Below are 20534 nucleotides of genomic sequence, written 5' to 3'. Positions count from 1 at the left end.
ATCTGTCGAACAGGCGAACTGCGGCCAGCTCTTTGCCGCTGCCTGCCACGGGACGGGCATTTCGGACTCGGTCCTGTCCGGCCGATCGTGCCGGGCAGGACCTGAGCGCCCGCCAATCCGAGCCCGCTCGGCCAAGGCTCAGGTTCAGCGATGCCATGTCAAACAATCATGACATTTCCGCGCACAGCGACTAGTCAACCGACCAGTAACCCACTTACCGTCAACTCCCCACCCCCACCGTGAGGAGCCGACCCTTGCCCAGCCGCGCCTTACGCCCGCCCCGCCGGCGGCTCAGATTCCCGGCCGCCGCGATCGCCGCCCTGCTGGCCGGCGCCCTGCTCGCCGCCGCCCCCGGCGCCGCCACCGCCTCCGCCGTGAAGGCCCTGCCCGCCGCCGCCCCCGACTACTGCGGCGGCCAGTGCAACGACATCCTGCCGCCCGGCGAGAACGGCAACGCCACCCTCGCCGACATCCTGGCCAACAAGGTCTTCGGCACCCGCCCGGCGAACACCGACAGCCAGCTCGGCCCCTACTCCGCGCTCGCCTCCGGCTACCCGAACCTGACCAACGCCCAGTTGGGCAACTTCTTCAACGACGCCTCGTTCGGCGTGCCGGCCAACCAGGTGGCCAGCACCAGCAGCCCGCGCTCGGACGTCACGATCGTGCGCGACAACACCGGCATCCCGCACGTCACCGGCACCACCCGGTCCGGCACCGAGTTCGGCGCCGGCTACGCGGCCGCCCAGGACCGGCTCTGGGTGATGGACCTGTTCCGGCACGTCGGGCGCGGCGAGCTGTCCGGCTTCGCCGGCGGCGCGGCGGCCAACCGGCAGCTGGAGCAGAGCTTCTGGCAGGCCGCGCCGTACACCGAGGACGAGCTGCAGCAGCAGATCACCAACGTGGCCGCCGACGGCCCGCGCGGCCAGCAGGCGCTGGCCGACGCACAGGCGTACGTGGACGGCATCAACGCCTACATCACGCAGGCCTACGACAACCGGACCTTCCCCGGCGAGTACGACCTGACCGGGCACGTCAACGCGATCACCAACGCCGGCTCGATCCAGCCCTTCCAGCTGACCGACCTGGTCGCGCTGGCCTCGGTGATCGGCGCGCTGTTCGGTTCGGGCGGCGGCGGCCAGGTCCAGTCCGCGCTGGTCAAGGAGGCCGCCGACGCGCGCTACGGCACGGCGCTCGGCGACCAGGTCTGGCAGTCGCTGCGCGAGGCGAACGACCCGGAAGCGGTCACCACGCTGCACGACGGGCAGTCCTTCCCGTACGCGCTGCCGCCGAGCGACCCGCAGGGCGTGGCGCTGCCGGACGCCGGCTCGGTGGTGCCCGAGCAGCTGATCTACAACGCGACCGGCTCGGCGACTTCCAGCACCACCAAGGCGGCCGGCGTGCTGCCCGGCAACCTGCTGACCGCCAAGCACGGCATGTCGAACGCCCTGCTGGTCTCCGGCAAGTACACCGCGAGCGGGAACCCGGTGGCCGTGATGGGCCCGCAGACCGGCTACTTCGCGCCGCAGCTGCTGATGCTGGAGGAGTTGCAGGGCCCGGGGATCAGCGCCCGCGGCGCGGCCTTCGCGGGGCTGAGCTTCTACGTGGAGCTGGGGCGCGGCCAGGACTACGCGTGGAGCGCGACCTCGGCCGGGCAGGACATCACCGACACCTACGCGGTGCCGCTGTGCACCGCCGACGGCTCGCCGGTCACCCTGGCCGCCCAGTCCTACCTCTACCACGGCGTCTGCACGCCCTTCGACAAGCTGGTGCAGACCGACGCCTGGTCGCCGACCACCGCCGACTCCACCCCCACCGGCTCCTACTCGCTGGTGATGTACCGATCCGACTACGGGCTGGTGACCTCGCGCGGCACGGTCGGCGGCAAGCCGGTGGCGTTCACCTCGCTGCGCTCCAGCTACGACCACGAGGTCGACTCGATCATCGGCTTCCAGATGCTCAACGACCCCGGCTCGGTGCACGATCCGGCGAGCTTCCAGCAGGCGACGCAGAACATCAACTACACCTTCAACTGGTTCTACGCCGACTCCCAGCACATCGCCTACTACAACTCGGGGGACAACCCGGTGCGCGCGCCCGGCGTCGACCCCGGGCTGCCGGTACTGGCCCAACCCGCCTACGAGTGGCAGGGGTTCGACCCGACCGACAACACCGCGCAGTACACCCCGCCGGCCCAGCACCCACAGGGGGTGGACCAGGACTACTACATCTCCTGGAACAACAAGCAGGCCCAGGACTACGGCTCGGCGGGCTTCGGCGACGGGTCGGTGCACCGGGCCAACCTGCTGGACTCCCGGGTCAAAGCGCTGGTCGCCAGGGGCGGGGTGACCCGCGCCTCGCTCACCCAGGCGATGGCGGACGCGGCGGTGACCGACCTGCGTGGTGAGGACGTGCTGCCCGAGCTGCTCAAGGTGATCAACAGCGCGCCGGTGACCGACCCGCAACTCGCCTCGGTGGTCAGCGAGTTGCAGAGTTGGCAGGCAGCGGGATCGAAGCGGGTGGAGAGCTCGCCGGGCAGCCAGGCCTACGCGAACGCGGCCGCGATCCAGGTGCTGGACGCCTGGTGGCCGCTGGTCGCGGACGGGGTGATGCACCCCGGGCTCGGCGACCAGCTGTTCACCGCGCTGACCGGGGCGCTGCAGATCAACGAGTCCCCCTCGGGCGGCCAGACCGGCGCCGCCAGCGGCGGTCCGGTGGACGCCAACGAGTCGATCCCGCACAAGGGTTCGTCGTTCCAGTTCGGCTGGTGGAGCTACCTGGACAAGGACCTGCGCTCGGTGCTCGGCGAACCGGTCGCCGGTCCGCTGGCCCAGCAGTTCTGCGGTGCCGGCGGCGGTCTGACGGCCTGTCGGACGGTGCTGCTGAACACCCTCCAGGAGGCGGCGGCCGAGTCCGCGAGCCAGGTCTACCCCGGGGACGGCGACTGCGCGGCGGGTGACCAGTGGTGTGCCGACACCATCATCCAGCGGCCGCTGGGCGGGGTGACCGACAACAAGATCAGCTGGCAGAACCGGCCGACCTACCAGCAGGTGGTGGAGTTCCCCTCGCACCGCTGAGCCGACTCGGAGCCGAAGGACCGAAGGGGGTGCCGCGTGCGGCGCCCCCTTCGGTGGCGTCCGGCACCCCCTCACCCGCGCGGCGGCGGGTGGCTTGCCGGGGCCCGGCACCGGCCCGAGGCTGGCCGTGACCCCTCTCTCCCGCCGAGCCCCCAAGGGACCGCCGCCATGACCTCCTCCCCCGCCCCCTTCGGCCCGTACGGCACCCGGCTGGCCGACGAGTCGCCCGAGTACGCCCAGGCGCGCGAGGAACTGCGGCTGGCCGAGCTCGAGTTGATGAACCGTCGGGAGCGGGTGGCGCGGCAGCGGCGGGACCTGCCACCAGGCCCGGTGATCGGGGACTACACCTTCCTTGAGGGGCCGGCCTGGCTGGACCAGGGCGACGACCCGGTCCGTCCGGTCCAGCTCGGCGAGCTGTTCACCGTGCCCGGACGGCCGCTGGTGGTCTACCAGTTCATGTACGGCAAGCGGCAGCAGAGCCCGTGCCCGATGTGCACCATGTGGCTCGACGGGTTCAACGGCATCGCCCACCACCTGACCCGCAACGCCGACTTCGTGGTGGTGGCCGCCGCCGATCCGCAGCCGCTGCGGGCGCACGCGCGGCGGCGCGGCTGGGAGCGGCTGCGGCTGCTCAGCTGCGGGGCCAACACCTTCAAGTACGACCTGGGCAGCGAGGACGGGCAGGGCAACCAGGTTTCGACGGTGTCGATCCTCACCCGGGACGCCGACGGCACGCTGCGCCACCAGTACTCGGCCCGCCCGGCCCTGGCGCAGGAGGTCGGCGAGCGCGGCATCGACCTACTGTCGCCGGTCTGGCACCTGCTGGACCTGACGCCGGGCGGGCGCGGCGACTGGTACCCGGGGCTGGACTACTGAGACTCGCCCGCCCCCCGGAAAACCTCTGGCGCTCCCCGCCGGCCCTCCTCTACGGTGTACGAGTCTTATACGTCGTAGAAGAGAGTGGACCGGAGCCTTGTCCCAGACCGACCGCCGGCCCGACCGGTGGGTGATCCTCGCCGTGATCTGCCTGGCCCAACTCGTCGTAGTACTCGACAACACCATCCTGAACGTCGCCATCCCTTCCCTCACCAGGGAGTTGGGCGCCACCACCGCGCAGACCCAGTGGGTGATCGGCGCCTACTCGCTGGCCCAGGCCGGCCTGCTGATCGCCGCCGGCGGACTGGCCGACCGGTACGGGCGCAAACGGGTCCAGCTGATCGGCCTCGCACTGTTCGGCATCGGCTCGCTCGGCGCCATGCTGGCCGGCAGCCCCGGGCAGTTGATCGCGGCCCGGGCCGGCATGGGCGTCGGCGGCAGCCTGCTGCTGGCCACCAGTCTGGCCATCGTGGTGCGCACCTTCGAGCCCGACGAGCAGCCCAAGGCGATCGCGGTCTGGAGCGCCATCGCGTCGCTCGGCTTCGCACTCGGGCCGGTGATCGGCGGCCTGCTGCTGAGCCGGTTCTGGTGGGGCTCGGTCTTCCTGGTCAACCTGCCGGTCGCCGCGCTCGGTCTGGCCGCCGTGGCCCGCCTGGTGCCCGAGTCCAAGGACCCGCGGGGCGAGAGTCCCGACCTGCTCGGCGCGGTGCTCTCCACGGCCGGGCTGGTCGGCCTGGTGTACGCGGTGATCCAGGGGCCCGGCAGTGGCTGGACAGCGGGCAGCACCCTGATCTCCGGTGGCCTCGGCCTGCTCTTCCTGCTGCTCTTCACCCTCTGGGAGCGCCGGATCGAACACCCGCTGCTCGACATGGGCTTCTTCCGCAACGCCCGGTTCCGCGGCGCGATCTCCGGCGGGGTCCTGGTCAGCTTCGGCCTGGGCGGCTCGCTCTTCCTGCTCACCGAGCACCTGCAGTTCGTGCTCGGCTACGGTCCGCTGGCGGCCGGCCTGCGTACCGCGCCGATGGCACTGACCGTGGTGCTGCTCAACCTGACCGGTTTCGGCATGCGGCTGACCATGAAGCTCGGCCTCAAGCCGCCCACCGCGATCGCCTGCGGGCTGACCATGCTCGCCGTCGGCCTGGCCTCGATCGCGCTGCTCGGCCGGCACGGCTCCTACCCCGGCATCCTGCTCGGCCTGGTGCTGATGGGCGCCGGCGTGGCCGTGGCCCAACCCGCGATGGCCGGCTCGATGATGAGCTCGATCCCGCCGGAGAAGGCCGGCGTCGGCTCCGGACTGCTGGGCACCCTCAGCGAACTCGGCACCTCGCTCGGCGTCGCGGTGCTGGGCGCGGTGCTCACCGCCGGCTTCGCCGGCTCGCTGCCGGCCGGGCTGCCGCACGCCGCGGGCCGTTCGCTGCCGGAGGCACTCGCCGCAGCCGGCCCTCAGCAGGCCGATCAGGTCCACTCGGCCTTCGCGAACAGCCTGACCAACAGTCAGCTGATCGGCTCCGCGGCCGTCCTGCTCGGCGGCTTCCTGGCCGCGTGGCTGCTCAGCCGAGCCGCTGCCCAGCCGCCGGCCGCAGCCGAGACGCGGCAGGCCGAACCGGCCGAGTCCGCCCGCTGAGCGCCCCTGAGCACCACTTGAGCTCCACTGAGCGCCACTGACCGTACGATCGCTGCACGGCCGCTCCCGGTGGCCGTGCAGCGATCGTCCGCACAGCGCAAGGACCGAGCATGGCCGAGAAACCCCGCGACCCCGCGGTCAGCATCTGGGTGAAGCCGCCCAAGCGCAGCCGCCGCGGCAGCGCCCCCAGCGGCCTGAGCCGGGAGCGGATCGTGCGCGCGACGGTGGAGCTGCTGGACGCGGACGGCGTCGCGGCCTTCTCCATGCGCAGGCTCGCGGCCGAGCTCGAGGTCACCGCGATGTCGCTCTACTGGTACGTCGACACCAAGGACGACCTCCTCGAACTGGCCCTGGATGAGGCATTCGCCCCGCTGGGCGCCACCACCCTGGAGGACCACGGCGACTGGCGCCGGCACCTGCGCACGCTGGCCCACCAGTACCGTTCCTGCTACCAACACCACCCCTGGGCACCCCAGTTGGCCGGTCAGTTCCTGCCGCTCGGCCCCAACTCGCTGCTCTTCTCGAACAGCGCTGTCGGTGCCATGACCCACAGCGGTCTGCCCGCCGAGCAGTTCGGCGCGGCGCTCGGCCTGCTCTTCGAGTTCGTCTACGGCCACGCGGTGATCGAGTCGCTCTGGCTGGCCCGGGTCCGCGCCTCCGGCCTGAGCGAGGACGAGTTCTACCGGGAGCTCTACGGCGTCATCGAACAGGCCACCCCGGGCTTCGTGGAGAACGCGGACCTGATGGCCAACCAGCCACGGGCCGGCCAGGCCGCCGTCCGGGACCTGCGCTTCGCCCAGAGCCTGGACCTCGCGCTGGCCGGCATCGAGGCGACCATCGCGGCGGCCGCGGCCGGCTGAGCCGGCCGCCCGAAAAGAGAAAAGCGCGGCAGTTCCGATAAATCGGAACTGCCGCACTTCAGTATTCACTGAAATCACATCGTCTCGGCGACCTCGACGACGATGTCGCTCTCCTTGACGAGCTCGACCACCAGGTTCTGGATGTCCATGTTATTCCCCTCCTTTCCTTTCCGTGCTCTTCGCTTGACAAGAAGGCTAGCCGGTTCTGGATTTCTCCGTCAAGCCTTCGATCAGGGGATTTCGCAAACCTCGGTCGGCTATACGAAATCGTCGTGACCAGTGCGCCGGAAACGGCGCTCCTGGTACTGCAGAACGAGTGCGGCGGCAATCAGCCAGCACCCGGACAGGAGGATGGCGTGGCCGGCCGCCGGCAGATCGGCCCGGCCCGCCACGGCATGCCGGAAGCAGGACACGGCGGCGCCGTAGGGCACCAGGTCCGCCACGACGCGCAGCCAGCCGGGCGCGGCCACGGTCGGCAGCACGCCGCCGAGCAGCAGAAAGGCGTACGAGGCCAGGTTGCCGGCCAGCAGGTCGGCCCGTTTGCCCAGACTGAAGGCGGTGACCAGGAGGCCGACCGACAGCCCTGCCAGCGCCACCACGACCGCGCCGGCCAGCGCCTGTGGAAAGCGGGTCAGCAGCGCTGCGTCACCGATCAGCGGCAGCACCACGAGAAACGCGACCAGCCAGCTGCCGAAGGCCTCGACCAGATAGGGCAGGGAGCGCGCCAGGAACAGTCGAAAAAGGCCCAGTCGACCCATTCGCAATCTGCCCAGGGTGCCCATGTATTTCTCTTCGGCAGCCACGTCCGGCAATTTGGTGACCAGTGCCGGAATCAACGCGAAGGCAATACCGCCGAGGCCGGCGTAAACTCGTCCGGCGGCCCCGTCCTGCATACCACCGAGCAGTACCAGGAATATCGCCTGGAGCAGTGCCCGGGGCAGGATGCTCCAGCCGATCACCCCATTCGACACATGGGCCCGATAGCTCCGCACCGACATCTTCGCGGCGACCCGGTAGGGCGACCAGCGGTCGGCCAGCTCAATTGAGGTCAACATTGCCACTCTCCCTGGCCCGCTCGGTGAGGCGGCCGAAGATCAGGCTCCCCGCGACGAGGTACCCGACGGTCGACACCGCGATCGCGCCGAGCGCGACCGGGCGCACCGCACTGCCGTCCACCGCGCTCAGCGCCACCTCGCGCAGCCAGCGCAGGCTGAGCAGCGCGGACGGCCAGCGGGCCCAGGGCGGCAGCGCGCCCAACGGCACCAGGGCGCCGCCGACGATGAAGACCGGGTACATCAGCGCCTCGGCCAGCCGGGCCGCGGAGCGCACCACCAGGAACAGCGCCGCGAGCAGCAGCCCGAAGGCTCCGGCGTTGACCACCGCCAGCAGCACCACCAGCACCAGCAGGCCGGGGCGAGCGACCTCGACCGGGCTGCCGAAGGCCGCCGGCACCACGGCGCAGACCAGGCCTACCGCGACCAGCGCGATCACCGCGGTGCCCACCGCCTTGCCGGCCACCACCACCCGCAGGTCGGCCGGGCGGACCAGCAACTGGCTCATGGTGCCCATCCGGATCTCCCGGTGCAGCAGCATCCCGGAGGACCAGACCAGGCTGGACCAGAGCGAGATCAGTGCGGTGCCCACGGTCAGCGCCGGCACCCCGCCAGGCGTCGAGCCGGGTCCGGCCGCGAGCAGCAGCGAGAGGAAGACCGTGGGCTGCACGATGCCGAGCACGATCACGGCGGGATTGGCCCGGACGTCCTTGATGTGGAAGCGGGCCGCGCCCAGCATCGTCACGGCGGCGCTCACAGCGGCCTCCCGTTCATCGCAGCATCCTTGAGAACACGTCGTCCAGCGCCACCGGCAGCACCTGGAAGTCCGTCACCCGGGCACCCTCCAGCGCCCCGCCGATGGCCGCCAGGTGCGCCGGGTTCCAGTCCGGCAGGGTGATCTCCACCGACCAGCGCTCCTCTTCCTGCGACTCTTGACGCGAGTCCTGCCGCGAGTCCTGCCGCGCCCCGTGACGCGACTCCTGCTGCGACCAGTCGACCGCCAGGGCGGCCGGAAGCCGGAACTCGGGGCGCACGCCGCTGCCGCGGACCGCCACGGTGGCGACGGTGTCCGCCGAGGCGCGGAACTCCTCGATGGTCAGCGTGTGGCTGATCCGGCCGTCGTTCAGCATCACCACCCGGTCGGCCATCCGATCGATGTCCAGCAGGTAGTGGCTGGTCAGGATCACCGCGATGCCCTCACCGCAGAGCTCCCTGACGTTGCGCCGGAACCGCTCGGCCTCCTCCGGGTCCAGGCCCAGGGTGGGCTCGTCCAGCAGCAGCACCCGGGGCCGGGAGACCAGGCCGATCGCGATGTGCAGCCGCTGGCGCATGCCCTTGGAGAAGGTCTCCACCCGCTGGTCAGCCGCCTGCAGCAGGCCCACCTGGCCGAGCAACTCCTCGGAACGCGAGCGCAGTTCACGGGTCCGCAGGCCGGCCAGCAGGCCGAAGAAGGCGAGGTTGTCCCGGGCGGAGAGCCGCGGATACAGGCCGCGGTCGCCGCCGAGCACCAGCGAGACCTGCCGGCGGACCGCCTTGCGGTCGCGCACCACGTCCAGGCCCGCCACGCTCGCGTGGCCCGCCGTGGGGGTCAGCAGGGTGGCCAGGATCTTGATCAACGTGGTCTTGCCGGCACCGTTGACCCCGAGGACCCCCAGTACCTCCCCGTAGTCGACGTGCAGGTCCACGGCGTCCAGCGCGGTGGCGGTGCGACCGTCGCGCTGGTAGTCCCGGCGCAGCCCGACCACCTCGACGGCGCGGGCCGACCTCGGCGTCCCGGCGGTGCCCCCCGCGTGGTCGCCGGGCCGCGGCCGCGCGCCCGTCACGGTGGCTACTCGATCCACTGCGGCACGACCTCCTGGGCCCGGTGCGTGCTGACCGCGAAGGACAGCTCGGCCCGCTCGACCCCGGGCAGCACCGACTGCTCCAGCAGCGCGCTCAGCCGCTTGCCGAGCTCCGCGGCCTCGGCGGCGAAGAAGCGCGGATCGAAGGCGGTACCGACCTGCAGCGCGAGCCGGCCGCCGGCCCCCTCGGGCGTCCACTCCAGGCGCGCCAGCGGCTTGCCCTGGCGCAGCGGGCCGCGCGCGGAGGCCGGGCGCAGGTCGCCCAGCGCCACCTCCGGCAGCCGCTCCAGCGCCTCGGCCAGCAGGAAGGGCGAGAGGACCGGACGCCGCCGCCCGGCCGACTCGAGCTGCCCGGCGGATTCGACGAACGGGGTGAACGGGATCCGCCCGAGCAGCCGGATCGAGACCTCGCCCGGCTCGCAGTCGCTCTCCACCAGCTGGACCAGGTCGCCGGTGCGGTACCGGATCATCGGCTGGATCTGCGAGAACGGGAACAGCTCGGTGAGTGCGAGTTCGCCGATGCCGCCCGCCACCGGCTCGTCCCGGTCCAGCCGCAGCACCTCGGGCACCACGGTGGGGTCGAAGTGGAAGGCCTCGCAGGAGGCGCAGCGGGTGGACCCGCCGATGACCTCGGAGAGGCTGAACCGGTCGCGCAACTCCGCCCCGCCCCAGGCCTGGACGAGGGTGCGACGCTGACCGGGCGGCAACACGTCGCTCAGGCTCACCAGGCGCTGGATGCCGAGCTCCGCCGGGTCGATCCCGGCGGCCAGCAGGGCGTCGGTGATCAGCAGCAGCGCGGCGGGGTTGCCGCAGATCCGACGTTCGAACCGGTCCTGGTCCGGCAGCAGGCCGTCCCGGGTGAGGGTGGTGACCGCGCGCTCCAGGCCGCGGTCCGAGAACGCGTCGATGGCCAGCCGCAGGTCGGTGATGGTGGTGGCGGCGACGCTGCCGTGGATCGCCATCGGCATGGCCGAGAACATGATCGAACGCCGTTGCGGCACAGCGCTCTTCTGCGCGGTGGCCGCCCGCACGGCGTCCGAGTACTCGGAGAGCGCCTTGAGTTCCTCGACCGAGCGGTAGCGGATGAAGGGTCGGCCTGTCGTGCCGGTCGAGTGAGCGACCTGACTGATCGTCAGGTCATCGCGCAGGGCGGGCAGATCGCTCTCGCGCAGGGCCGCCTTGGTGATGGTCGGCAGGACCGGCAGCTCGGCGACGGTACGGACCGCGGCGAGGTCCACGCCCTTCCAGTGCTCCCGGTAGAACGGCACCGTCCGGGCGTTGTCCAGGGTCCGGCCCAGCAGGTGGTTGCGGAAGACCGACTTGGCGTGCGGCTTGGCCTGCGCGGTTGTCGCGGTCACTCGCCACCGCCGGAGGCGGCACTCAGGCGCTGCAGGTCCCGCTCGGAGAAGCCGGCCATCGCGCGCAGCTCCAGGTTGGGCCGGCCCCGGCCGCGGAAGGCCATGTGGTCCGGCTCCCGCTTGGCGTAGTCGCCCAGACCGATCTCGTCCACGATCTCGTTGTGCCGGATCAGGCAGCGCTCGGTGGCCTCTTCCACCGCCAGGTCGTCGCCGCCGTACAGGTGGCCGAGCCAGCGGTTGGCATAGGTGACGTGCCGGAGTTCGTCGGCGAGCACGTGGTCGAACATGATCGCGACCGACTCGTAGCCGGCCGCGCGCAGCTTGGGCACGGCGTTGCCGAACACCTCGATGGCGGCGTCCTCACCGGTGCGGCTCAGCACGATCATGCGGTGGTCCAGCGGCTGTCCTGCCATCGCCGCGTAGAGGTCCGGGTCGCGGTAGGGGAACTGCTTGTAGTCCACGCCCATCGCGGTCAACTCGCTGAACAGCAGGTGGGTGTGGCGCATCTCGTCGTGGGCGTGCCGGTTCATGTCCGTGTAGAAGCCGAGCGGCAGGTCGGCGAAGTCCGCCATGCTGCGCAGCGGGACGTCGGTGGCGATGAACTCGATCTGGACGCCCTTGCGCAGCAGGTAGACGACCGTTTCGTCGTCCAGCTTGGACGGGTCGGGGTCGGGCATCTGGCCGCCGATCGCGGGCACTCGGGGCGCCCAGGCCGGGTAGGCGCGCGCCGGGCAGGCCACCAGCGGGAGTTCGACGGTGCCGGTGGGGGTGACCGAGGCGCCGGCCTGGTGCGGGGCGCTCAGGTAGTCGCCCAGGTCGACCGCCGGCAGGTCGAGTTCGGCGAAGCGGGCCAGTCCGTCCTGGGCCAGCACCCGGCAGCGCTCGTGCAACCGCCGGTCGTGGTAGGTGGTCTCGGCCGTGCAGCTGTCCCGGGCCGCGGCGTGCAGGTGGGCCAGCGCCTGGAGCAGCGCCTGTCCCCAGGCCAGCGCCCGCTGCGGGTCGTCGGCCCGGGCCAGAACGGCCGCCTGCTCGACGGCCACCACCGAGGGACGGCCCAACTTCTCCTTCGGGACCCGGAGTTCACCGATCCGCGTGTGCAGCAGCTCGGCCTGGCCGATCAGGCTGTTGACGGCACTGACCAAGGCGGCCCGGGGCGGGATGTCCCCCAGGCGCGGCGCGAAGGCCGCCAGCAGCCGGCCGGCCAGCAGGGCGCCGTGGTACAGCCGCAGTTCGAAGTCGGCGAGTTCGCCGATGACGAGGGAGTCGATGGCGGGGGTCACAGGTATGGCGTCGGAGTTCACAGGATTCCTTGCCGCTCGTGTGCACTGGTCTTCGGCCGCTGCCGTCGGGGCCGCTCCCGGCAGAGGGCGGGAGCAGGCGGCGCGCGACGGCCCGTGAATCCGACAACGGTGCACCAGGGATTTTCGAGCCGAAACGACGGATGCGCTGCACGGGAGTGGGCGGTTCCCGACAGCACCGATACCCGGAGGCTATAGCGCCGAGCCGACCGCGACCGCTGGACCGGGTCCCGAAGATCCTGACAGACAGCAAGCGCTCAGGCCCGCAAATCGGGCATCCAGCGCGAATCCCGGCGTCAACCTATGCGCCGGCCGTCGACAGGCCGGTCGCTTTCGGTCCGCCCTCCTCCGGGCCGGTCTCCTCCGGGGCCGCCAGCAGGCCCAGGCGGGCGGCGATCACGCCGGCCTGGAAGCGGCTCTCCGCTCCCAGCGCCTGGGTCAGGTCGGAGATGTGGCGCCGGCAGGTGCGGACCGACATGCCGAGTCGCCGGGCCACCACCTCGTCCTTGGCGCCCGTGGCCATCAGCCGCAGGATCATCCGGCGCTGGTGGTCGGTGATGAACTTCGGCTGCGGGAAGGTCGGGTCGAACGGTTGGGCCTGGTCCCAGAGCACGCTGAAGAGCCGAACCATGAACGCCGTGACCTGCGGGTCCCGGATGATCGCGGCGGCCTCGCCGCGCCCCGGGTCGTCCGCGCTGAGCTCGCCGCGCTCGCACAGCGGCCGGATCGGCACGAAGCAGGTGCTCCGGTCGAAGATGACCAGCCGGTCGGGCACCTCGTCCACGCTGCGGAACTCTCCACCGGCCCGGGTCAGCGTCTCCACGTACCCCTGGGTGGGCAGGTCGTAGCGGGCCGCGTGCTGATACACCGTCCGGATCCGCACGCCGCGCGCCAGCATCGCCCGGTCCCGTTCCAGCGCCAGGGCCAGCCGCTCCGGCGAACGCCCGCCGCCGGGCTGGAGGGTGAGGACCTCCCGGGCACACTTGTCACTCTCGGCGTTCAGCAATAGATTCACCACGGTCAGGTCTGACACGATGTCAATCGCCTGGCCCCGGGACTCCTTGCGGCGATAGGCATCGTGGACCGGGACGAGCGCGTGGATTTGTTGGCGCATCCGCTCGGCCAGCGCCGCCTGGTGTCGTATCTTGTTCTCCAGTGGATCGACGACGCGGGCCTTGGCGACATCGGGGCTGACCACCGTCCACCGCCCGTCCTCCGGTGAGCTGAGGACGATCAACTGCAGCTCGACGAGGGTGTCCCGGGCCTGCTCGACCTGTTCCTTGCCGCACCCCAGTGCGGCCGTCAAGCTGGCGACGTCCAACTCCCGTGTCTCCATCACGTGTTGGTAGACAACCGCGTGGAGCTCGTCCAGATCCGACGGCCCGCCGAAATCGAGGCTGGTCATATCGCCCTCACCTGCCGCGGGCCGTGGATGGTCGCACGAGTCCAGACCGCCCGCATGGCCGTCGACTCGCTCGCGATCCTAACAAGGCAGTAACGGAATATGACCAGTGCTCGTCAGCCAGTTGCCGACGGCATCCGCCTCCCGAAGGAGTGATTCGACAGTGGCGATTCCCCGCTCCCATGCGATCGTCGGCTGCGGCCGCGTGGCTCCCAACCACGTCGACGGTTTCCGGTCGCTGCCGGACTGGACCGTCGCGTGGGCCTGCGACCGCGACCAGCCGACCGCCACCGCCTTCGCCGCCGAGCACGGCATACCGCGCTGGTCGGCCGCCTGGCACGAGTTGCTCGACGACCCGGCGCTGACCAGCGCCTCCATCACGGTGGACCACCGGCAGCACGCCGAACTGGCCATCGCGTTCCTGGAGGCCGGAAAGCACGTGCTGGTGGAGAAGCCGATGGCCACTCAGCCGGCGGACGCCCAGCGGATGGTGGACTGCGCGGCCGCGAACGGCCGGGTGCTGTCCGTGGTGGCCCAGCACCGCTACGACCCGCTGGTGTCGGCCGTGCGCGGCTGGGTGCGCGAGGGGCTGCTGGGCGACCTCCTCTACGTCGCGGTGAGCCTGCAGAGCAGCCGCCCGGAGAGCTACTACGCGGACAGCTACTGGCGCGGGACGCTCGACGGCGAGGGCGGCTCGGCGCTGATCAACCAGGGCTACCACTGCCTGGACACGGTCCGCTGGATCTGCGGCGACCTGGCCGTGCGCGCCGCCGTGACCAGCACCAAGGTGCTGGCCGACGTCATCGAGACCGAGGAGACGCTGAGCGCGCTGCTGACCGCCGACGGCGTACCGGTCACCATGAACGTGACCGTGGCGAGCAGCGTGGACTGGCGCACCCGGCTCGAGGTGGTCGGCGCGCTCGGCTCGGTCACCTTCGACCTGGACCACCCCGGCACCCTGCACCACTGGTCGGGCTCGGCGGAGCTGTACCGCCGGGTGAGCGCCGAGCAGGCCCGCACCGCGGTCGCCGAGCCGCCGGGCATCGACTACTACGGCATCTCGCACCGCCGGCAGATCGCCGACTTCTGCCAGAGCGTGACCAGCGGCCGCCCGATGCTGTCCACCGCGCGGGACGCGATCGGGACGCTGGACGCCGTGCTTGGCCTGTACGAGCACGCGGCCGCGTCGGCGGCGGCCGTGCGGTAGGGCCGCTAGGGCCTGTACGGCGGATCTTTTCGGATGAGCCCGCGGCGTTGGGCGCCCGGCTGGGCGTGCGCCCGAGTCGTCCTCGTACTGGACGTACTTGGGCGATTCGGGCGTGCGTCCAGCCGGGATGCCCGGCGTCGCGGGCCCGGAAAGATCCGCCGTACAGGCCCTAAGCCCTGACCGGTCACCGACGCGCCGGGCGGGCCCGTTGCTCGGACCGCCCGGATGGGCGAGGTTCGAGCAACGGGCCCGCGGGCTCAGCCGCGGGCGATGCCCAGCAGGTGCGCACTGGCGTTGACCAGCAGCGGGTCGGTCTCCACCAGCCGGGCGCTGTGCAGCGCCGCCTCGACATGCGCGTCGAACGCATCGTTTCCGGCCATGTCCAGGGCCGACCAGACCGGTCCCTCGACACCGAGGACCGAGATCTCCGACAGCCCCGCCTCGCGCAGTTCCTCGCGCAGTTCCTCGGCGGTGTGGAAGTGGGCCTGGACGAAGCCGAGATGGCCGTCGTACTCGCCGGTCCGCAGGGTCCGGGCCACCCGCTCGGCGATCTCCCGGTCCAACCGTCCGCCGCTGCCGGCCTCCAGCAGCGTGATGTAGCGGCTGGTGCCGGCGGCGGCCAGCAACCCGCCGGGCCGCAGCACCCGGCGAGCCTCGGCCAGTGCCCGCTGCCGGTCGGCGGCGTGCACCAGGTGGTAGAGCGGCCCGAGCATCAGCACCACGTCGGCGCTGTGGTCCGGCGCGGTCAACTCCCGGGCGTCCCCGACCTCCGCCGCCACCCCGGGGATCAGCGCGGCTGCGTCCACGTGCGCCGGCACCGGGTCGACCAGCCGCACCTGGTAGCCGTCCGCCACGAGCCAGCGCGCGTGCGCGCCGGTCCCGCCGCCCACGTCGAGCACCCGGGCGGGCGCGGGCGGCAGCACCCGGCGCAGCAGCTCCTGGGTGCGCAGGAACTCCAGCCGGCCGTGCGGCGTCCTGGACAGCCGCCCGTCCTCCTGGCCGGCCACGTTGTAGTGGTCGCTGGTGTCGATCGTCATGGTTCTCTGGCGCTCCTTCACTCGGCGGACACCTGGGGCATCACATGATGGGCCAACAGTTCCAGCTGGTCCCAGTCCTCCAGGTCCAGGAGCTGCAGGTAGAGCCGCTGCGCGCCGGCCCGCGCGTACTCGCCGATCCGGTCGACGAGCTCCGCCGGCGACCCGGCCAGCCCGGTGGCGCGCAACTCGGCCACCCCGCGCCCGAGGCGGTCGGCGCGGTCGGCCAGCTGTGCCTCGGTGGTCGCGGCGCAGACCGGCAGCGCGACGGAGTAGCAGAGCTCCTCGGGGTCGCGGCCGATGGCCTCGCACGCGGCCCTGGTCCGCTGGTACTGCAGGCGGGCCTCCTCGGCCCGGACGAAGCCGATGTTGTACTCGTCGGCGTAGCGGGCGGCGAGCGCCGGGGTGCGGCGCGGGCCCTTTCCGCCGACCAGCAGCGGCGGGTGGGGGCGCTGGACGGGGCGGGGCAGCGCGGGGTTCCCGCTCAGGGTGTGGTGCTCGCCGGCGAAGTCGAAGAGTTCACCGGCCGGGGTGGTCCACAGCCCGGTGATGATCCGCAGCTGCTCCTCCAGGATGTCGAACCGGCGGGCCGGGAAGGGCAGGCCGACGGCCCGGTGCTCCGCCTCGTACCAACCGGTGCCCAGGCCCAGCTCGACCCGGCCGCCGGACATCTCGTCCACCTGCGCCACCTGCAGGGCGAGCACGCCGGGCGGCCGCAGGGTGGCTGCGGACATCAGCGTGCCGATCCGGATCGAGGAGGTCTCCCGGGCGATGGCGGCCAGCGTGAGCCAGGAGTCGGTGGGCCCCGGCAGGCCGCTCACCGCGCCCATGCTCAGATAGTGGTCGGACCGGAAGAATCCCTCGAAACCCAGATCCTCGGAGATTCTGGCAACGGCCAGTTGGGCCGCGTAGGAAGCACCCTGCTGGGGCTCAATGAAGATGCGGAGCTGCATTCCGCCATAGTGGACCGCCGGACCGTGCGAAGAACAGCGGCGACGGCTGCCACGGAATAATTGGCCACCCCGGAGGAACCGGACAAAGCAGCCATTAACCGGCTGAGTCCCTTGCCGTCCGCAGGGTGCTGTTCCAGGATTACCGGCGGTATCGGGCGGCTCGTTTCACGGTGACCGCGCCGCCATGACGAGCCGGACCGAGTCGCGCAGGTTTTCAGAAAGGACCGTCCGTTGTCGTCGTCCGCCGATCCCCCGTACGCCGGGGCCACCGTTGCCGACCCGGCGGCGCGCGACGACGCGCCACCGGACCTGCCGGCCGTGCACGCGTTGCGGGACGCGGCGCTGGACGCCCTGCGCCGGCTCACTCCGACCCCCGACGAACTCGCCGACTGGGAACGCGCCCACCTGGGCCGCCGCGCCCCGCTCGCCCGCTGCCGTGCCCGGCTCGGCGAGCTGCCCCGGGAGCGGCGGGCCGAGCTGGGCAAGGCGCTCGCCGACGCGCAGCAGCGGCTGACCCTGGCCGCCGCCGAACTGGCTGGATCCGCTGCCGAGGCCCGGTTCGCGCAGGAGCGGCTGGACCCGACCGTGCCGCCGGCGGAGCGGGACCTCGGCGGGCTGCACCCGATCACCCTGCTCACCCGGGAGTGCCTGCGGCACTTCGGCGAGCTGGGCTTCGCGCACCTCGACTCGCCCTGGGTGGAGACGGTGGCGCACAGCTTCGACATCCTCGGCGTCCCCGCCGACCATCCGACCAGGGGCCTGGACCGCAGCTTCTACCTCACGGCCGACACGCTGCTGCGCAGCCACACCACCGCCTCCCAGGCCGGTGTGCTCGAACGCGAGCGGCCGCGGCAGCCGATGCGCTTCGTGGTGACCGGGCCGTGCTTCCGCAACGGCGTGCCGACGCCGCGCACCCACACCCAGTTCCACCAGTTCGAGGTGGTGGCGCTGGGGCCACGGATCCGGCTGAGCGACCTGAAGGGCCTGACCCTGGGCTTCGTCGAGGACGTGATGGGCCCGGGCTTCGCCCCCCGGTTCCGGTTCCGCTCGTTCCCCTACGCCACGCCGGGCGTGGCCGTGGACGTCGACTGCCGCCCGTGCGGCACGGCGGGCTGCGAGCTGTGCCGGGGCAGCGGGCGGCTGGAGATCATGGGCGGCGGCCTGCTGGTCCCCGAGATCCTACGGATCGGCTGCGACCCGCAGCGGACCCGGGGCCTGGCCCTGGCGATCTCCCTGGAGCGGGTGCTGGCGCTGCGGCACGGCCTGCGCGACATCCGGCACTTCCTGCAGAACGACCTGCGCGTCCTCACCCAGTTCGTCCAGTTCGCCCCGAGGTGACTGCTCGTGAGAATCCCCCTGTCCTGGCTCACCGCCTTCCTCGGCCGTGAGCTGTCCGCGCGCACCGTCGACGACCTGCTCGGCGAGGCCGGCGTGACCGTCACCGCCGTGGAACCGCTGGGCCTGCTGCACCCCCGGGTGGTGGCGGCCCGGGTGCTGGCGGACCCCGACGGCACGGGCCGGCAGCTGACCGTGGCGGTGCCCGAGCCGCAGGTCGTCGAGCTGCCCGGCACGCTGGCCCGCCGCCCCGCGCCCGGCGACGTGGTGGCGGTCGCGCTGGCGGGCGCGCGGCTGCTCGCTCCCGTCGGCGCCGCGGCGCCGGACGTGCTGCACGGTGTGCGCAAGGTGGCCGCCGCCCGGCGCGGCGCGCCCGGCGGGCGGCTCTGCGGCCGGGCCGAGCTCGGCCTGGACGGCGGCGACGACGAGCCGTGCCCGCTGCCGGCGGACGCGGCTCTGGGCGAGCCGGTCCACCCACTGCTGCCGGACGGGCGCCGCGAGGAGATCCTGCACGTCAAGGTGCCCGCCGAGTTGGGCCACTGCCGCGGTCTGTGGGGCCTGGCTGTCGAGATCTCGGCCCGGGCGGGATTCGACCTGCCGGAGGGCGCTCGGCTCGCGCGCTCCGAACCCTGCCACTGCGACCGGCCGGTGCCAGGGCCGGCACTGCCGCTGACGGTGGCCGAGCCCGGCCTGCAGGCGGCGGCCGCGCTGCTGGCCGGCCTGCCGGCCGACCTGCGCCTGGCCGGGTACGACGGGCGGCTCGCGCTGGCCGGGATCGCGCCCGCCGAGCCGGCCGAGGGGTTCCCCGGGCTGCGCAGCGCGCTGCGGATCGCGCAGTACGAGTACGGCGTGCGGCTGCGCGCCCACCCGGTGGCCGCGGGGGGCTCGGTGACCGCGGTGACCGTGGGCGGGCCGGCCGACGACGCGGCCGCCGCGCTGCCGGGCGAGCTGCCGGTGCCCTGGCCCGAGCGGCTGGGCGTGCGGATCGACAGCGGCGCGGGGCCCGGGCACAGGGACGCGCCGGCCGGCCTGTTGATCGTCGCCGTCGGGCCGGCCGGCCTGGCGCTCGGTGGGGCCGCACCGACCTCGCTGGCGGTGGCGCGGGTCGTGGCGCTGCTGCGCGAGGCCGCGCCGCAGGTCGGCCGGCCGGCCGTGGCGCAGGCCGAGGGGCCCGAGATCGAGCGCCGGGAGCTCCTGCTGGACGTCGAGGAGCTGACCGGGATGCTCGGGGCGTCGCTCAGTCGCGCCGAGTGCCGGTCGCTGCTGCTGCGGATCGGCGCGACCGCCCGGGAGGTCGGCGAGCGGCGGCTGCTGGTCGCCGTGCCGCCGTTCCGGCCCGACCTGTCCGGCCCCGCCGAGCTGGCCACCGAGCTGGCCCGGCTGCACGGGTACCGCGCGCTGCCCGACACGGTCCCCAGCGATCCGGTGGCCCCACGCCGCGATCGCACCAGGGTGCGCCGGGAGGCCGCTCGGGACGCGGTGGCCCGCCAGGGCTTCCACGAGGTGGTCTCACCCGCGGTGCGGGACGGCACGGTGCCCGAGGAGCTGCGCACGGACGCGCCGCACTGGTACGGACGACTGCTGCCGGTGCTCGGCCCCGGCCAGCCGGGCCAGGCGCCGCAGGCGCTGCTGGAGGTCCGCCGCAGCCTGCTGCCCGGGCTGCTCGCCGCCGCCACCGCGAATCTGCGCCTGGCCCGCGGCTGCGCGCTCTTCGAGGCCGGGACGGTGGTGCTGCCCGAGCAGACCGATCGGCCCGAGGCCAGTCGGCTGGCGGTGCTCCTCGGCCGGGTCGAGGCGACCGCGAGTGATCGGGCGGAGCTGAACCAGCAGGCCGTCCGCGAGGTCGCCGGGGCACTGCGGGCCGCGGTGCGGGCAGCCGGGCTCACCGGGTTCACGCTGGCCGCCGCCGACTTCGCCGGCTTCCAGCCCGGCAGTGGCGCCCTCGTGCTGGTGGACGACGCCGCGGTGGGCCGGATCGGGGTGCTGCATCCGCGGGTCGCCCGGGCCGCGGCGGGGGCCGGCCGCTCCTTCGCCGCCGCCGAACTCGACCTCGACGCGCTGCTCGCCGCCCCCGAGCGGCCGCCGCTGGTCACCCCGCCCCCGCGGTTCCCCGCCGTCGAGCAGGACCTGACCTTCCTGCTGCCGGGAGACCTCGCGGTGGCGGCGGTGCTGGCGGCCGTCCAGGCGGCGACCGGGCCGCTGCTGCGCGGGCTGGAGGTGCGCAGCGTCTACCGGGGGCCGCAACTGCCCGCCGGGCTGCGAGCTCTCACCGTGCGGCTGAGCCTGGGCAGCGAGCGCCACACGCCGGCCCGGCACGAGGTGGACGACGCCTGCGCCCGGGCGACCGGCGCGGCGGCGGGGCTGGGAGCGGTGCGGCGAGCGGCTGCGGGCGGCGATCCCGCAGACCCGGAAGGCGGCTGAGCCGGGCCCGTCCGACCACGATCGCCCGGCCGGTGGCCAGGTCCCGCGGAGCGGCCTGCCCGGCCGGGCGATCGCGCTTGTTCGGGGCCGATCGGGGCGTTTCAACGGCCTCCCGACAGCACTATGCCCGTTTTGCGCGGGAAACCCGATTTGCTGCCCTGCGCTTTTTGCGTCTGTCATCCTCTCCCCGCCGCTGCCC

15 protein-coding genes are annotated in these 20534 nt (G+C 72.7%); 7 read left to right on the top strand and 8 right to left on the bottom strand.

Annotated elements, in window-relative coordinates; genetic code table 11:
- The first annotated feature begins 254 nt into the window (after positions 1 to 254).
- The 4 genes from ABH937_RS09185 to ABH937_RS09170 all read left to right on the top strand — a co-directional run bounded on the left by ABH937_RS09185 (position 255) and on the right by ABH937_RS09170 (position 6434).
- Positions 255 to 3074 (top strand): penicillin acylase family protein, encoded by a 2820-nt coding sequence (locus ABH937_RS09185; protein ID WP_370217840.1) that lies wholly within the window; start codon positions 255 to 257, stop codon positions 3072 to 3074.
- 168 nt (positions 3075 to 3242) lie between these two features.
- Entirely contained in the window at positions 3243 to 3950 is a 708-nt protein-coding gene (locus ABH937_RS09180; RefSeq protein ID WP_370217839.1) for a DUF899 family protein, read from the top strand.
- A 97-nt stretch (positions 3951 to 4047) separates the two neighbouring features.
- Entirely contained in the window at positions 4048 to 5574 is a 1527-nt protein-coding gene (locus tag ABH937_RS09175; RefSeq protein WP_370217838.1) for an MFS transporter, read from the top strand.
- 110 nt (positions 5575 to 5684) lie between these two features.
- Complete coding sequence (locus ABH937_RS09170; protein ID WP_280690222.1) at positions 5685 to 6434, top strand: TetR/AcrR family transcriptional regulator; 750 nt, start codon at positions 5685 to 5687, stop codon at positions 6432 to 6434.
- Positions 6435 to 6691: 257 nt separating this feature from the next.
- Here ABH937_RS09170 and ABH937_RS09165 read toward each other — a convergent pair whose 3' ends face one another.
- From ABH937_RS09165 to ABH937_RS09140, 6 genes are all read right to left on the bottom strand, one after another.
- Positions 6692 to 7489, bottom strand: a complete 798-nt coding sequence (locus tag ABH937_RS09165; RefSeq protein WP_370217837.1) for an ABC transporter permease — start codon at positions 7487 to 7489, stop codon at positions 6692 to 6694.
- A complete protein-coding gene (locus ABH937_RS09160; protein ID WP_370217836.1) occupies positions 7473 to 8243 on the bottom strand; it encodes an ABC transporter permease in 771 nt (256 codons plus the stop codon). Before ABH937_RS09160 ends, ABH937_RS09165 begins: the two co-directional genes overlap by 17 nt.
- A gap of 13 nt (positions 8244 to 8256) precedes the next feature.
- On the bottom strand, positions 8257 to 9327 hold the full coding sequence (locus ABH937_RS09155; protein WP_370217835.1) for an ABC transporter ATP-binding protein: 1071 nt from the start codon (positions 9325 to 9327) through the stop codon (positions 8257 to 8259).
- On the bottom strand, positions 9315 to 10685 hold the full coding sequence (locus ABH937_RS09150; RefSeq protein WP_370217833.1) for a hypothetical protein: 1371 nt from the start codon (positions 10683 to 10685) through the stop codon (positions 9315 to 9317). Before ABH937_RS09150 ends, ABH937_RS09155 begins: the two co-directional genes overlap by 13 nt.
- Complete coding sequence (locus ABH937_RS09145) at positions 10682 to 11986, bottom strand: DUF455 family protein (RefSeq protein ID WP_280690227.1); 1305 nt, start codon at positions 11984 to 11986, stop codon at positions 10682 to 10684. Before ABH937_RS09145 ends, ABH937_RS09150 begins: the two co-directional genes overlap by 4 nt.
- Positions 11987 to 12284: 298 nt before the next feature.
- Entirely contained in the window at positions 12285 to 13388 is a 1104-nt protein-coding gene (locus ABH937_RS09140; RefSeq protein ID WP_280690228.1) for a hypothetical protein, read from the bottom strand.
- Positions 13389 to 13548: 160 nt separating this feature from the next.
- On the opposite strand from ABH937_RS09140, the gene ABH937_RS09135 reads away from it, so the two are divergent.
- On the top strand, positions 13549 to 14592 hold the full coding sequence (locus tag ABH937_RS09135; RefSeq protein ID WP_280690229.1) for a Gfo/Idh/MocA family oxidoreductase: 1044 nt from the start codon (positions 13549 to 13551) through the stop codon (positions 14590 to 14592).
- Between the two features lie 257 nt (positions 14593 to 14849).
- On the opposite strand, the gene ABH937_RS09130 is transcribed toward ABH937_RS09135, so the two are convergent.
- Together ABH937_RS09130 and ABH937_RS09125 are read right to left on the bottom strand one after the other, a co-directional pair.
- Positions 14850 to 15629, bottom strand: a complete 780-nt coding sequence (locus tag ABH937_RS09130; protein WP_370217831.1) for a class I SAM-dependent methyltransferase — start codon at positions 15627 to 15629, stop codon at positions 14850 to 14852.
- Between the two features lie 17 nt (positions 15630 to 15646).
- Complete coding sequence (locus ABH937_RS09125; protein ID WP_370217830.1) at positions 15647 to 16579, bottom strand: LLM class F420-dependent oxidoreductase; 933 nt, start codon at positions 16577 to 16579, stop codon at positions 15647 to 15649.
- A gap of 231 nt (positions 16580 to 16810) precedes the next feature.
- Between ABH937_RS09125 and ABH937_RS09120 the strand changes: the two genes are divergently transcribed.
- Positions 16811 to 17917: a hypothetical protein gene (locus ABH937_RS09120; protein ID WP_370217829.1), complete on the top strand. Its 1107-nt coding sequence runs from the start codon at positions 16811 to 16813 to the stop codon at positions 17915 to 17917.
- Positions 17918 to 17923: 6 nt separating this feature from the next.
- Positions 17924 to 20335: a hypothetical protein gene (locus ABH937_RS09115; RefSeq protein WP_370217827.1), complete on the top strand. Its 2412-nt coding sequence runs from the start codon at positions 17924 to 17926 to the stop codon at positions 20333 to 20335.
- Positions 20336 to 20534 lie beyond the last annotated feature (199 nt).

This window comes from Kitasatospora sp. GAS1066B, from assembly GCF_041262605.1.
Classification (GTDB): domain Bacteria; phylum Actinomycetota; class Actinomycetes; order Streptomycetales; family Streptomycetaceae; genus Kitasatospora.
Note: the sequence above shows the minus strand (reverse complement) of the source record. Positions and strands in the feature narration are given on the sequence as shown.